This is a genomic window from Clostridioides sp. GD02404, assembly GCF_045898275.1.
In the GTDB taxonomy this organism is placed as follows: Bacteria; Bacillota; Clostridia; order Peptostreptococcales; family Peptostreptococcaceae; genus Clostridioides; species Clostridioides difficile_A.
The window spans coordinates 24,772-39,556 of the sequence record NZ_JBJOCA010000005.1 but is presented as its reverse complement, the minus strand read 5'-3'; the positions used below and the strand labels follow the sequence as shown (position 1 = coordinate 39,556).

Genomic DNA, 14,785 nt, shown 5'->3' with positions numbered 1-14,785 from the left:
TTACATCTGTAATAATACTCTAAACTTTAATTGCATTAGTTGTATAAATTGTTGAACACCTGGTGATAGTGATGCGACTACCAATACAGGGAACAAAGCTGTTGCTATTAATGCCCATATGTACTTTATTTTTAATTTACTTCTGTATAGCAGATTGACACCTTTAGCGTCTATAAGTCTTGAACCTATTTTAAGCCTAACTAGAAAAGTACTTGCCATACCTTTTCTACCTTTTTCTAGGAAATCAATCATATTTGAATGTGTTCCAACTGCTACTATTAACTCAGCCTTATACTCATAAGCAATAAGCATAGCTATATCTTCACTAGTTCCTGGTGCAGGAAATACAATTGCATCTAGGCCTAATTCCTGAACCCTCTTAAGACCTGGAGCCCTTCCATCTGTATAAGCATGTACTACTATTTCGCTAGCCTTTTTTAAAGCTTCATCACTTACACTATCCATATCTCCTACGATTACATCTGGAGTATATCCAAACTCAATTAAAGCATCTGCTCCACCATCAACACCAACCAAGACTGGCTTTACCTCTTCTATATAAGAAAGCATTGTACTCAAATCTTCTTTATAGTCCTGACCTCTCACAACTATCAATACATGTTTATTAGCGTAATTAGTTTTCACTTTTGGAATTTCTACTTCTCCAAGTATAAATCCTTTTTCTTTTTTAGCATAATCTATAGTATTATCTATAAATCTATCCAATTCTACAGCTAAATTCTCATAAGCAGCCTTTATTTGGTGTGAAACTTCATACTTGTCTAAAACTTCGCCTGCACCTAAAAATTTTCCTTCTCTATATATCTTTCCATCTACAACTTCTATAGTTTCTCCTTCTTTTAATTCTTCAAATAATTCTTCTCCAATATTATCAATTATTAGTATATTATTTTCAGTTAGTATCCCTGGACCTTTATTGGGATACCTACCACTTATAGAAGGAGCCGCATTTATGACAAGTTTTATTTTAGCTTCTACTAAAGAGTTTGCAGCAACTTCATCTATATCGATATGATTTATAACTGCTATTTCCCCACTTTCAACTCTTTTAGCAAGTTTTTTGGTTTTTCGATCTACTTTTATAGGGGCCTCGACTCTCATTTTTAAACCTCCACTATCATTATTAAAATCACATTATATTATAGCATTACTTAACAATAAAATAAATGTTTTAAGTTTGTTTTGCATCTTTGGCATTTATAATACTATATTCTATTATTTTTTTATTTAACACATTCAACAATATTCTTTAAAATATAAAGTTTATTATATTTTATTCAACATTCATTCTTAAAAAATAAACTCCTTCCATTTTGTAACTTATAAAGACATATACTATAAGTATAGTATAAATAAATTTATTATATTAATATATTGAACGAATAGTAAAGAAAAAATAAAGAAAAAATTTTATACTTATTAAAATAGCGAAACAGTATAACCCTACTGGTTATACCATTTCGCTACTTGTAATACATATTTATCGCCAATGCCTTAATTAAAAAGCCCTACTTTTTGTGTCTATTTATTTAACCATACTATGCTCTAGTCTTAATTTATCAGCAATCATTGCTATAAATTCCGAGTTAGTTGGTTTTCCTTTAGTATTGTGTACTGTATATCCAAATAGTTGATTTATTGTGTCAACTTTTCCTCTACTCCACGCAACCTCTATCGCATGTCTTATCGCTCTCTCAACTCTACTTGGTGTTGTATTGAATTTTTTAGCTATACTTGGATATAACTCTTTTGTTACTGCACCTAAAAGCTCAACATTATCAATAACCATTTTTATTGCTTCTCTTAAATATAAATATCCTTTTATATGAGCTGGTACTCCTATTTCATGTATTATATTTGTGATTTCTGTTTCTATATTCCCTACATTCTTAACGAAATCACTTCTAGTCATTTGAGTTTCTTGAACTGGTCTAGGCTTTGGCTCAACTTGAGCAACTCTATTAGAAACCAATTCTCTAATTCTGTTTATAAACACAACAAAATCAAACGGCTTTACTATGTAGTAATCTGCTCCTAGATTTATTGCGCTTTGAGTTATCTTATCTTGACCTACTGCTGATAGTACTATTATTTTTGGCATTTTAGGTATATCCATTGTATTCAATTTTTCAATTACACCTAATCCATCTAGATGTGGCATTATTACGTCTAATATTAATAAGTCCGGTTGTGTCTTTTTTACTAAGTCTAATGCTTCAATTCCATCCTTAGCTATGCCTAATATATCGATATCATCCTCATTAGACAAATACTCTTTTAATACCTGACAAAAATCCTTATTGTCATCTGCTAAAACTATTTTGATTTTTTCCACTAAAAATCCCCCCATTAAAAAACATCTTCTTATTACAGAAAACTAAACTTTTTACACAATTGCTCTTAATTATCTACTCTAATGCATATTCGACACTTCAAAATTATATTCCTTCTAGATAATTGATAAAATAATAAAATTTTTTAATGCCTCACCTACAATTTTATCATTTCATCTATAAAAATACCATATCCTTTTTTCGGATTATCTCTAAAAACATGAGTTATTGCACCAATAATTTTATTATTTTGTATTATTGGAGCTCCACTCATCCCCTGCACAATACCTCCTGTGTATTCCAATAACTTATCATCTACTACTTTTATTACCATATCTCTATAATTTCCTTTATCATATACTATACTTTCTATTTTTATATCATAGCTTGTTATATTTTTATTTTTATCTTCAAAAAGAATGACTGCATCTCCTATTTTTACATCTTGTGGGCGGCCAACTTCTATCAATTGCATTTCTTTATTCGCTAAATTAAATTCTTTATTCTGTTTCTCTGTGATATTACCACTTATACCTAACTCTGAGTTATTCGAGAAATTACCCATTAAATTGCTATCATTAAAGTCGCCTTTTATTTTACCTATTTTTTCATTACTAGCCTTTACTATTTTTAGCTTTTCTGGCTTATATATATATCCTTGTTTTATTTTTAATAGTTCATTAGTATCCGAATCTTTTATGGCATGACCAATTGCTTTGAACTTTTCCATGCTAGGGTCATAAAAAGTCATAGTTCCAATTCCAGATATCTTATCTCTTACCCAAAGACCAAGCTTATATTTACCATTCTCTTTTTTAGTTTCTATTACTTCTGTCTTGTATTTATTTTTTCTCTCAAAAGTAACTTCAACTTTACTTTTCTTAGCTTTATTTAGAATTTCTGATACATCTTGACCATTTTTTATCCTTTTATTATCTATTTTTACTATATTGTCGCCAATTTGTATACCTCCAATATAATCTACATCTTCTTCCTCATATCCTAAGACCAATACACCATCTGTATTGGCTTTTACTCCAACTATGTTGCCAAGTGGATATACAAATTTTTTATCATGATTCTTAATTGTAAAAGCTTCTATTGGAGTCTCTTTATTTATATTACAATTCTTATTTTGAAAGATTATAACCATCATAAAAATCGATACAGCTCCTAATATTATCCAAATATTTTTTAAATTTTTATTTGATTTGTTCATATGTTCATCTACTCCTATGCTGTATTATTATGTATTTATAATTCCTTTTTCTAGAAAATTTATTCATTTAAAAACCTTATTAAACATCTTACTAAGTGATTTTTAATATATAATATGATAGTATTATATTGTAAGAAAAAGTTTGAAGGGCGGTAATATCTTGAAATTAAATGTAAGAATTGCAGACGTAAATAATTGGCGTGATTTAGTTGATTTGTCTGTAGATAAAAGTCAATTGGATTATATAGAAAGTAATGCACTTTCTATTGCTGAATCTAAATTTATAACGGCTTGGATACCTGTAGGAATATATGATGAAAATTCATTAATAGGATTCGCTATGTATGGTCGCTTAGAAGATGATAGAGTTTGGCTTGATAGATTTATGATTGATTCAAAATATCAAGGCAAAGGATATGGAAAAGCATCCTTAGATTTTCTTATAAACCTTCTTAAAAAAGAATATAATTGTGATGAATTGTATCTTAGTATATTTGATAACAACAAAACAGCTATCAAGCTTTATAAAGATTTTGGATTTGAGTTTAATGGAGAACTTGACTATGGCGGTGAAAAAGTAATGGTATTAAAATCTAATTGATATTAACAAAATATACATCTATCAAGGAGGTGAAATCATTATATAAACATATTTATATAATGATGGATAAAATGGCTCAAAATATAAGTTTAAAATTTGTTGAAGAAGAAGACTTGGAAAATCTTGAAAATGTAAAAATTTTATTTACTGAATATTCAAATTCTCTAGATATAGACTTATGTTTTCAAGACTTTAATAACGAATTAAAAACACTTCCAGGAAAATATATAAAACCTTCAGGTTCATTGATATTAGTATTTGTCGATGAAAATTTAGCAGGTTGTGTTGCTTTAAAAAAGCTTGAAGACAAAGTATGTGAATTAAAAAGATTATTTGTAAGAAATCAATTTAGAGGACTAAAGATAGGAAAAATACTATTAGAAGAAATTGTTAAAGAAGCTAAAAAAATTGGATATGCCTATATGAGATTAGACACTCTTCCAAGCATGAAAAGTGCTCAAGGACTATACGAAAAGCTTGGTTTCTATGATATAGAACCGTATACTTATAATCCAATTGAAGGCGCTAGATATATGGAATTAAAATTATAATTTTATCTAATAGAGTATAAATAAAACTACTGCAATTTTATTTATACTCTATTTTATTGACCAAATTTATTTGTATATGTATTTATTTTTCCAAATCTTGTAAACTCATAGTTATATCTTCAGTTATATCCTTTATGTACTCTACTCCATTATTGTATGTAAGTTTGGCTTTAATATAGACTATACTACCAATATCCCTTTTAGGGAAAGTTACTTCATAATTTACTTGACTTTCATTTGGACTATTATCTTTATCAGCATCTGATATTTTAACAGATTTTGCTTTATACACAGTATCTTTTTTCCCTTCATTTACAATAATATCTACTTTCTTCAATTTGATACTATTATAGACTTTATTTTTTGACTTTTCACTTTCATGATTTAAGAGATTACTATTTTCTATTATTTCAATAAAATATTCTTTATTATCCCTTATTCCAGAATTAAATACAGGTTGTTCAGGCATATAATCAGATGTAGTTAGCTTTTGTACATCTGAGCTTTCAGATATGGTCCCATTTGTAACTACTTTATAGTCATATTCATTACCTGTCTTTATTTTCATCTCACAAGTATACGATAATTCTCCGTGTTTTGTCATTTCAATCTCATTCCATTTATCATTATCTTCTTTATACATAAAAAATACCTTGCCATCTTTACCCAACTTACTCAATTGAATATCTACCTCAATAGTACATTCTTCTTTTTCAAGCTTTTTAACTTTTAAATCAATACTTTTAGTTATATAGCTTTTTGACATTTCTTCATTTATCGTATTACTAATATCTGACTTGATATTCATAATTTCTTGTGACAAATACTCTAATTTATTATTATAGTTTTCTAGGTTTTTGTTAATTTCATTCATTGTCAATATCATATACCATAATAAAATAAAAATTACAATTGTAAAAATTAAGTGCATAGTATTTTTTTTATTCAATTTATGCCCCCCTCACTAATACCTTATACATAATATTATACTTAAGCATCTAAAAATTTCAAAGTTACAAATTGATATAACTTTTAAATTTTATATTTTTAATATACTCACTAAATAATTTAATCATAAAAAATAGATGTAAAGTATTCAGATAGAAAATTCTTTACACCTATTTAGAACAACCTTTCTTCACTAGCATTTTTTAGCCATTTCAATGATTTCACTTGCATGTTCGATAGTTTTCTCTGTTATATTATTACCTGCTATAAGCCTAGCAATTTCATTTTTTCTTTGAGATTGATTTAATTTACTAACATTAGTAAATGTCCTATTATTTGAAGTATCTTTCTCTATACAATAATGAGTGTCAGCATTTGCCGCAATTTGAGGTAAGTGTGTTATACATATTATTTGTTTTTTCTTTGCTATATCACTCAATTTCTCACCAACAATTTGTGCTGCTATACCACTTATACCTGTATCTATTTCATCAAACACTAATGTATCAATATCATCTATATCAGCCAAGATTGTCTTAAATGCCAACATAAACCTAGACATCTCACCACCTGATGCAACTTTATATATAGGTTTAATATCTTCTCCTAAGTTAAAAGATATCATAAATTCAATATCATCTATTCCATTTAAAGTAAATGGGCCTTCTTCAAAATTAACTTTGAACATTACATTTTTCATGTTTAAGCTTTTTAATTCATCAAGAAGTATTTTCTCTAAAGTAGTTGCTACTTCTGTTCTTGCTTTAGTCAATTTATTAGCTTTTATTTTTAAATCTTCTTCTATATTCATAAGTTGACTTTTTAACTGTTCAACTCTTTCATCTCTATTTAGTATCTCGTCTAATCTATCTTTTATCTTTTCATAATACTCAAATATATCGTCTATACTATCTCCATATTTTCTTCTTAAATTGTTAATCTCATCAATTCTAAGTTCAATCTGCTCTAATTCATAAGGCTCAAAGTCTATATTATCTTTGTAATTTCTTATATCACTAGATATATCTTGTAACTCATACATAATTCTTTCTACAGTATCACTATATTCACTCAAAACACTGTCATATTTTGATATGTCATTAAGTTCTTTAGATGCAAGACCTATTAGGTCAATAACATTATACTCACCATTATGTAACTTGCTATAACTTAAATTCAAGTTATTATATATCTTTTCACTATTTCTATAAACTTCTCTTTGTTTTAATAAATCTTCATATTCATTCTTATTTAAATTTGCTACCTCAATTTCATTTATTTGAAATTTTAACAAATCTATTTCTCTTTGAATTTGCATCTCATCCTTATTTTCTGTTAAACAATTTAAAGCTTTTTTTACTTCACTATACTTGTTGTACACTTTTTTATAGGCAACTTTGAATTTTTCTAATTCATTCTCTCCAAAAAGGTCTAGAAATTTCAAATGAGTGTCTTTATTAAATAAAGCCTGATTTTGATGTTGACCATGTATATCTATAAGTGTTGATGCGATTTCTCTAAGAAGAGATACTTTAACAGTTCTTCCATTTATTCTAGCAGTGCTCTTTCCATCTGAATATATCAATCTAGTTATGACTAACAAATTATCATCTTCTATACTTATATCATTTTCGTCTAGTATTTTTTTTAGATATATATTATCTGATAAAAATACGGCTTCAACAAGTCCCTTGTCTGTTCCTTTTCTTAGAAAAGACCTATCATATTTATCACCTAGACAAAGTCCAAGCGCATCTATTATTATAGATTTTCCTGAACCAGTTTCACCTGTAAGTATATTTAAATTTTTATCAATACTCAACCTTAGCTCTTCAACTAAAGCACAATTTTTCATATATAATTCGAGGATCAAGTCTAAGCCCCCTTTTAGCCTATTTGTCTAAATTATGTGAAGCCTCAACGACTTCCACTATTTTATTATCGTATGTGTTACTATCAAACTCATAACCTTCATTTCCATTTCTCAGATGAATTAGATACTCTATATTTCCTTCTGGCCCTTTAATTGGAGAAAAGTCTAATCCTAAAATTTCAAATCCATTTCCAACAGAAAAGTCAGAAATCATTTTTATGACTTCTATATGTGTCGATTTTTCTCTAACTACACCTTTTTTACCTACTTTTTCTCTTCCTGCCTCAAATTGTGGTTTAATTAAAGCGACAATTTCTCCGTCATGACGTACTAACTCCTTAGCTTTTGGCAGTACTAGTTTTAATGATATAAAAGACACATCAATTGATGCGAAATCTGCAAACTGCTTTGTATCTTCTATTGTCACATTTCTTATATTTGTTCTCTCCATACACACAACTCTATCATCTTGTCTTAATTTCCAAGCAAGTTGCCCATAACCAACATCTATAGAAAATACTTTTATTGCTCCATTTTTTAACATACAATCTGTAAAACCACCTGTAGATGCACCTATATCCATACATACTTTTCCATCAATAGTTAAATCAAAGTTTTTCATAGCTTTTTCAAGCTTTAAACCACCTCTACTAACGTACGGTATTGGATTTCCTTTTACTTCTATATTACAGTCCTCTTTTACTTCTGTACCAGCCTTATCACATCTTTGATTATCAACAAAAACTAGACCAGCCATTATTGCTTTTTTAGCTCTTTCTCTACTTTCAAAATGACCTTGTTCTACTAACAATAAATCTATTCTCTTTTTCATAAAATTACCTTTCTGTTAAAAGCTACTTTAATAATAACTAAAGTAGCTTAAAGTAACACACCTGATATTTATTTAATTGATAAATTTTATATTTTATATCAGTCTTAATTTATAATATTTTCATTAATTTTTTATTTAATAACTAGCTTTTTTATTTTATCAGCAATACCTTTTGGTGATAGTCCTACAAAATCATATAATTCATCTGCATTACCATGTTTTATAAATTCTTCTGGTATTGCTATATTGAGTATATTTACCTTATGCTCATTATCTATAATAAACTTGTTTATTCTACTTCCAAACCCTCCAGTTACAATGTTATCTTCTATTGTAACTACATTTTTGTGATTCTTTAATAAAATATTCAACATATCTTCATCCATTGGCTTTAAGAATCTAGCATTAACTATTGTTGGATTTATTCCTTCCTTCAACAATAGTTCTTTAGCTTCTAAAGCATGTTTCACCATACTTCCAATAGAAAGTATAACTGTATCTTGTCCATCATCTAATACTTCATACTTTCCTAATACAAGTTCTTTATATTCTCCCTTGTCCAAGTAATAGCTATTTCCTCTTGGATATCTAATTGCTGATGGATAGTCTAGCTTTAATGATAAATCCATCATAAGTTCCATCTCTCTTGTATCTTTTGGTGCCATTACTACAATATTTGGAATAGAATTCAAGTAACTTAAATCAAACATACCATGATGAGTTTCTCCATCATTTCCAACTAGTCCAGCTCTATCTATAAGAAAAGTAACTGGCTTTTTAGTTATACATACATCATGAATAATTTGGTCGTATGCTCTTTGCAAAAACGATGAATATACAGCAAAGTAAGGTTTCATCCCACTTTTTGCAAGACCTGCTGCAAACCCTGTTGCGTGTTGTTCAGCTATACCAACATCATAATATCTTTTTGGGTATACACTTTCAAATAAATTTAACCCAGTACCAGATGGCATTGCAGCCGTTATTGCTACTATATCTTCATTATTACTAGCCATATCAACCAGTTTTTCTCCAACACTAACTGACATAGACTTAACTTTTGAAGATGTCACTCCTGTCTTTATATCAAACTTTGATACTCCATGATATTTATCAGGTTGCTCCTCTGCAAATCTGTACCCTTTTCCTTTTTTCGTAATTACATGTAAAAGTACAGGCCCTTTTTTATGTTTAGCCTTTCTCAATGTATCTATTAATTCTTTAGTATTATGACCATCTATAGGACCATAATATTTTATACCTAATGAATCAAAAAATGAACAATCTTGAGGCGAAAAGCTATACATTAACTTATCTTTAAATCTATGTGCAGTCTTAGATAAAATCTCACCTGTTTGTGTAACATTTAAAATTTTATCAACTTCATCTGTCATTTTTTCAACTGTTGAGTTTCTTATAATACTTGACAGATATTTAGACATTCCACCAACATTTTTATCTATGGACATTTCATTATCATTAAGAATTACTATCATATTGGTATTGATATATCCTAATTGATTTAAAGCTTCAAGTGCCATACCTCCAGTTATAGAACCATCTCCAATTACAGATATAACACTATAGTTTTCTTTTTTTATGTCTCTAGCACAGGCAATACCTGTAGCTACAGAAATAGATGTACTACTATGTCCTGTGTCAAAAATATCATGAGGACTTTCACTCTCCTTTGGAAAACCACTTAGTCCATTAAATTGTCTTAAAGATACAAAATAATCTTTTCTTCCAGTAACTATTTTATGAACATAAGATTGATGTCCTACATCCCATACGATTTTATCTTTAGGACTGTCAAACACTTTATGAAGTGCTAATGTTAGCTCAACTACTCCTAAATTAGAAGCTAAGTGCCCGCCTGTCTTAGAAACAGATTTTACTAAAAATTTTCTTATATCTTTTGCAAGTAAATCCATTTCTTCTATGCTCATATTTTTTATATCCTTTGGAGAATTTACTTTATCTAAATATTTATACATATTATCCTCACCTTTATTTTGTAAATTTTAAATTTACATCAATATTAAAGCTGTTACTATTCCAAGTAAAGCTCCAAACCAAACTTCTAGTGGTGTGTGACCTATTAATTCTTTTAATTTCTTCTGCTCTATATGCTTTCCATGCTGTATATCCGCTACTATTTGATTTAATATGATAGCTTGCTTACCTACAGCCCGTCTAACACCTGCTGCGTCATACATTATAATCAGGGCAAGCACAGTAATTATAGCAAAATCAGTAGAATTAAACCCTTTTTCAATACCTACCACTGTAGCTAAACTTGTAACAAAAGAACTATGGGAACTAGGCATACCTCCTGAAATAAGTATTCTTGATAACTCAATTCTTTTTTCCTTGCCAGTAAATATTTTTATAAATTGTGCTAAGAAACAAGCAATCAGACTTATTCCCAAAGCCCCATTGTTAAAAATCTCCGAAAAAAAGTCCATTTTTCCCTCCTCGATTTTAGCTGTATATTTTAGTATTCCCTATCTATTATATATTCAGCCAATCCCTTTAAAAAATCTACATCGTCAGATAATTTTTCTATACTTTTCTTTGCTTCATCAATCAAATTATATGCAATTTCTTTAGATTTATCTAAACCTAAAAGTGATGGGTATGTTGACTTGTGATTTTCTATATCACTTCCAACTTTCTTACCTAATTTAGCTTCATCTCCCACTATATCTAGTATATCATCTACTATCTGGAATGATAATCCGATATTTTTTGCATATTTAGTTATTTCTTCCATCTGTTCTGAATTTGCTCCACCGATAGTAGCTCCTGCTCTCATACAACCCACCATCATTGCTGCAGTTTTATTCATATGTATATAATCTAATTTTTCTTTTTCAATTTGTTTATTTTCACTTTCTACATCTACTACCTGACCACCTATCATGCCATATATACCAGCACCTTTAGCAATTTCATTTATAGCTTTTAAATACTTTTCTGGATTTTCTTTATTGATTGAACCTGAAAGCATAACTTCAAAAGCATAATTCAATAAAGCATCGCCTGCCAAAATACCCATAGCTTCTCCATATACTTTATGATTTGTTGGTCTACCTCTTCTTAAGTCATCATTATCAAGAGCTGGTAAATCATCATGTATTAGTGAATATGTATGTATCATTTCAATGGCCATAGCAAAAGGAATAGCTTCTTCTTCATTACCTCCAACTACTTTACAAGCTTCTAATGTAAGTATTGGTCTTAATCTCTTGCCTCCAGCACTTAAACTGTAGTTCATAGCTTCAATAACTGTTTTTTGATACCCTTCTTCTTTAGGCATATATTCTTTAAGTACATTTTCTATAAAACTTGCTTTTTCTTTCAGACATTGTTTAAATTCCAATTTTATTCCTCCTCAATTTTAAAATCTTCTTCTATTCCTAATTGATTAAATTTACTTATTTTCAATTTAGCATCATCTAAAAGCTTATTACAATGTTTGTAAAGGCTTATACCTTCTTCATACAAGCTTAAAGATTCATCTAAGCTAGCATTTTTAGATTCTAGTTCATTTAATATACTCTCTAATCTTTTATAAGCTTCTTCATAAGTTAAATTCATACTATACCTCTTTATTTTCAATTTTATCTATCATACATTCCAAATTTCCATCTTTTAAGACTATCTCTATGTTATCTTTTGTTTTCAATCCTTTTATACTGTTTATTACTTTTCCATCTTTTTGGGCTATGCTATAACCTCTATCCATAGTAGCTAATGGACTTAAATTATGAAGTAATGCTCCAATCTTTATTAGTTTCTCATCTTCCAATTTCAAATTATTTTCTATTCCAAAAATTATTTTATCATATATTTTATCTAATTGTATAACTTTATCTTTTATTGTATAAGAATCTAAATAGTTATTTATCTTGTTAAATGCTGATTCTAACCTGTATTGGTCTAGCTCAATTTGATTTGTAAGAGACTTACTCATTCTACTTTTTATATTTCCAAGTTTGTAATTTATATCATCTAACGATGGAGTAGCAATCTCTGCTGCTGCGGATGGTGTTGGTGCTCTCATATCAGATACAAAGTCACAAATAGTAAAATCAGTTTCATGCCCAACTGCTGATATTATTGGAATCTGAGAATTAAAAACCTCTCTTGCTACCATTTCATCATTAAAAGACCAAAGCTCTTCTATTGAACCCCCGCCTCTACCAATTATAAGTGTATCAACATTCTTCATATGATTAAAAAATCTGATTGCTTCACATATTTCTTCTGCTGATTTATCTCCTTGAACCGTTACTGGATAAAGCTTTATATTAATTTTAGGGTATCTTCTTTTTATAACATTTATTATATCTCTTATAACAGCACCTGTTGGAGATGTTATAACTCCAATTGAGTTTGGCATTTTAGGTATAGGTATCTTGTATTTAGAGTCAAATAAACCTTCTTTAGCAAGTTTTTCTTTTAATCTATTAAATTCTATGTGTAAATTCCCTATTCCCTCTATTTCAATTTCATTAATATATAATTGATACGCACCATCTCTTTCGTAGACCGATATGTATCCACTAGCTATAACTTTCACACCATTGTCTAATTTTAGATTACGATTAAAATTACTTTTAAAAATTACACAGTTTAACTTTGATGTTTCATCTTTAAGTGATAAATATACATTCCCACTACTATGAACCTTAAAATTGGAAATCTCTCCTTTAACCTTAAGATTAGAAAGTATTGGGTCGTTTATTAAAATTCTTTTAATATATGAGTTTGCTTCACTTATATCTAAAGCTCTTAATTTCATACTCTTTCTCCTAAAAAGTTATTCAATCCTATTATAGCACACCCAACAGCATTATCAGTTGAATATTGTGGTTCTGTAAAATGAGCTTCTATATGTTTTTTTCTTAATTTTAGACTTAATTCTTTAAGAATATACCTACTTGCAGAAACTCCACCTGCAAAAACTACTTCATCTACATTATAAGTTTCACATAAATAAACTAAAGATTTAAACATATTTCTAACTACTGAATCTAATACTAATTTAGATACATATTCTTTTTGATTAGTATTATCTTTATTATCTTTTATAATCTTGTTTACCTGATTCTCTAATCCAGATAAATTCATATATCCATCTCTCACAGAAGTTTTCAGACCACTTTCTATTTTAAAGTTACAATTTAAAGCATTTTCATCTAAATATTTTCCTGAAGGAAACTTATACCCCAACTTAACTCCTACTCTATCTATAAGTTGACCAAAGCTAATATCTTTACTTCCTCCAATTATATCTATATTATATCCAAAATTATTGTATAGCTTACTTTTATCATCTTTTTTATTACTTATTCTGGTAATTGCACCTAAGCTACTATCCAATATATTATAATTATCATCCATTTTATTTATTAAAAGTATCTCTGTAGTGCCACCAGACATATGAACAGAAATAAATCTATTATTATTTTTTAACTTACTATTTAATAAACTTGCTTCAATGTGATTTTCTTGATGAGTAGTCTCATAAAATCTACAACCATATATACTTGATAAGAACTTTCCAAAATTATATCCTACATTAAATACAGGCATATATGAGTTTTCAACTGGTCTAGGTCTTATAGTTGAACAGACACCTTCTATATTAAACTTATCTTTAAGTGACTTTACTCTATCACTTAAAATCCCTAAATTATTTACATGCTGGAATACAGCTTCACTTTGTCTTAGCCCTTTTGTATTTTCTCTTACTTCTAGCATTATTTTCTCATTAAAGATAACTTTCTTATCTAAAGAGATAGCTGCTATAGAAGTAGTATAGCAGCTAGTATCAATTCCAATTATTATATTATTTACCGATTTCATCAACAACACTTCCCAATATACCATTTATAAATTTAGGAGACTTATCATCACAATATATCTTTGCAAGCTCTACAGCTTCATTTATTGACACTTTATTAGGAGTGTCCAAATAAGCTATTTCACATACAGATAATCTAAGTATAGACACATCTACCTTTGGCATTCTATCTACTGTCCAGTTTTTAGCATGCTTGTTTATTAATTCATCTATCTTATTATGATTTTCTTTTAGTTCTTTGCATACTCTGCTTATATAGTTTCTGTCTATAACATCTTCAAGCTTAGTATCTTCTAGCTTTAAATTTGCATTATTTGAATACTGAAGTGCAAGCTCTTCATATCTATTTATAATATGTTCTGAATTATCATTTAAAAAAGTATCTACTTTATCATCTAAAGTTTCAAAATCTTCCTTATTAATATTTATCTGGTATATAAGTTTCATTATATATTCTCTTGTTGTACTCTTTTGTGCCCTATCTTTTTTCATCAATCAAAATTCTCCTTTAAGTTTAATTATCTATATAAAA

At 28.5% G+C, this 14,785-nt stretch carries 15 protein-coding genes; 2 read left to right on the top strand and 13 right to left on the bottom strand.

The features are described 5' to 3' along the window. The 3 genes from steA to Q3287_RS04585 all read right to left on the bottom strand — a co-directional run bounded on the left by steA (position 1) and on the right by Q3287_RS04585 (position 3,573). The gene (gene steA, locus Q3287_RS04595) at positions 1–1,122 is read right to left on the bottom strand and encodes a putative cytokinetic ring protein SteA (protein WP_054269718.1); all 1,122 of its coding nucleotides are present in this window, start codon (positions 1,120–1,122) and stop codon (positions 1–3) included. A 424-nt stretch (positions 1,123–1,546) separates the two neighbouring features. Beyond that, positions 1,547–2,371 carry a sporulation transcription factor Spo0A gene (gene spo0A / locus Q3287_RS04590; RefSeq protein WP_021383996.1) on the bottom strand — a complete coding sequence of 275 codons (825 nt, stop codon included), beginning with the start codon at positions 2,369–2,371 and terminating at the stop codon, positions 1,547–1,549. 140 nt (positions 2,372–2,511) lie between these two features. After that, positions 2,512–3,573 carry a SpoIVB peptidase S55 domain-containing protein gene (locus Q3287_RS04585; RefSeq protein ID WP_054269717.1) on the bottom strand — a complete coding sequence of 354 codons (1,062 nt, stop codon included), beginning with the start codon at positions 3,571–3,573 and terminating at the stop codon, positions 2,512–2,514. Positions 3,574–3,733: 160 nt separating this feature from the next. On the opposite strand from Q3287_RS04585, the gene Q3287_RS04580 reads away from it, so the two are divergent. Together Q3287_RS04580 and Q3287_RS04575 are read left to right on the top strand one after the other, a co-directional pair. Further along, positions 3,734–4,174: an N-acetyltransferase gene (locus tag Q3287_RS04580; RefSeq protein ID WP_054269716.1), complete on the top strand. Its 441-nt coding sequence runs from the start codon at positions 3,734–3,736 to the stop codon at positions 4,172–4,174. A 59-nt stretch (positions 4,175–4,233) separates the two neighbouring features. Further along, a complete protein-coding gene (locus Q3287_RS04575; RefSeq protein WP_054276256.1) occupies positions 4,234–4,725 on the top strand; it encodes a GNAT family N-acetyltransferase in 492 nt (163 codons plus the stop codon). A gap of 82 nt (positions 4,726–4,807) precedes the next feature. Here Q3287_RS04575 and Q3287_RS04570 read toward each other — a convergent pair whose 3' ends face one another. From Q3287_RS04570 to nusB, 10 genes are all read right to left on the bottom strand, one after another. After that, positions 4,808–5,674 (bottom strand): hypothetical protein, encoded by an 867-nt coding sequence (locus tag Q3287_RS04570; protein ID WP_407963586.1) that lies wholly within the window; start codon positions 5,672–5,674, stop codon positions 4,808–4,810. A 192-nt stretch (positions 5,675–5,866) separates the two neighbouring features. Continuing rightward, positions 5,867–7,546 (bottom strand): DNA repair protein RecN, encoded by a 1,680-nt coding sequence (gene recN, locus Q3287_RS04565; protein WP_054276254.1) that lies wholly within the window; start codon positions 7,544–7,546, stop codon positions 5,867–5,869. 19 nt (positions 7,547–7,565) lie between these two features. Further along, positions 7,566–8,378: a TlyA family RNA methyltransferase gene (locus Q3287_RS04560; RefSeq protein WP_054269712.1), complete on the bottom strand. Its 813-nt coding sequence runs from the start codon at positions 8,376–8,378 to the stop codon at positions 7,566–7,568. Positions 8,379–8,509: 131 nt separating this feature from the next. Continuing rightward, complete coding sequence (gene dxs / locus Q3287_RS04555) at positions 8,510–10,375, bottom strand: 1-deoxy-D-xylulose-5-phosphate synthase (RefSeq protein WP_407963585.1); 1,866 nt, start codon at positions 10,373–10,375, stop codon at positions 8,510–8,512. 33 nt (positions 10,376–10,408) lie between these two features. After that, positions 10,409–10,846: a divergent PAP2 family protein gene (locus Q3287_RS04550; RefSeq protein WP_021383959.1), complete on the bottom strand. Its 438-nt coding sequence runs from the start codon at positions 10,844–10,846 to the stop codon at positions 10,409–10,411. 29 nt (positions 10,847–10,875) lie between these two features. Continuing rightward, on the bottom strand, positions 10,876–11,763 hold the full coding sequence (locus tag Q3287_RS04545) for a polyprenyl synthetase family protein (protein ID WP_054269710.1): 888 nt from the start codon (positions 11,761–11,763) through the stop codon (positions 10,876–10,878). Between the two features lie 2 nt (positions 11,764–11,765). Continuing rightward, the gene (xseB, locus tag Q3287_RS04540; protein ID WP_003419178.1) at positions 11,766–11,981 is read right to left on the bottom strand and encodes an exodeoxyribonuclease VII small subunit; all 216 of its coding nucleotides are present in this window, start codon (positions 11,979–11,981) and stop codon (positions 11,766–11,768) included. A gap of 1 nt (position 11,982) precedes the next feature. Then, positions 11,983–13,188 carry an exodeoxyribonuclease VII large subunit gene (xseA, locus tag Q3287_RS04535; RefSeq protein ID WP_054269709.1) on the bottom strand — a complete coding sequence of 402 codons (1,206 nt, stop codon included), beginning with the start codon at positions 13,186–13,188 and terminating at the stop codon, positions 11,983–11,985. Next, positions 13,185–14,255: an O-sialoglycoprotein endopeptidase gene (locus tag Q3287_RS04530; RefSeq protein ID WP_407963584.1), complete on the bottom strand. Its 1,071-nt coding sequence runs from the start codon at positions 14,253–14,255 to the stop codon at positions 13,185–13,187. Before Q3287_RS04530 ends, xseA begins: the two co-directional genes overlap by 4 nt. Beyond that, entirely contained in the window at positions 14,239–14,745 is a 507-nt protein-coding gene (gene nusB / locus Q3287_RS04525; protein WP_231300542.1) for a transcription antitermination factor NusB, read from the bottom strand. The genes Q3287_RS04530 and nusB overlap by 17 nt, the downstream gene beginning before the upstream one ends. Positions 14,746–14,785 lie beyond the last annotated feature (40 nt).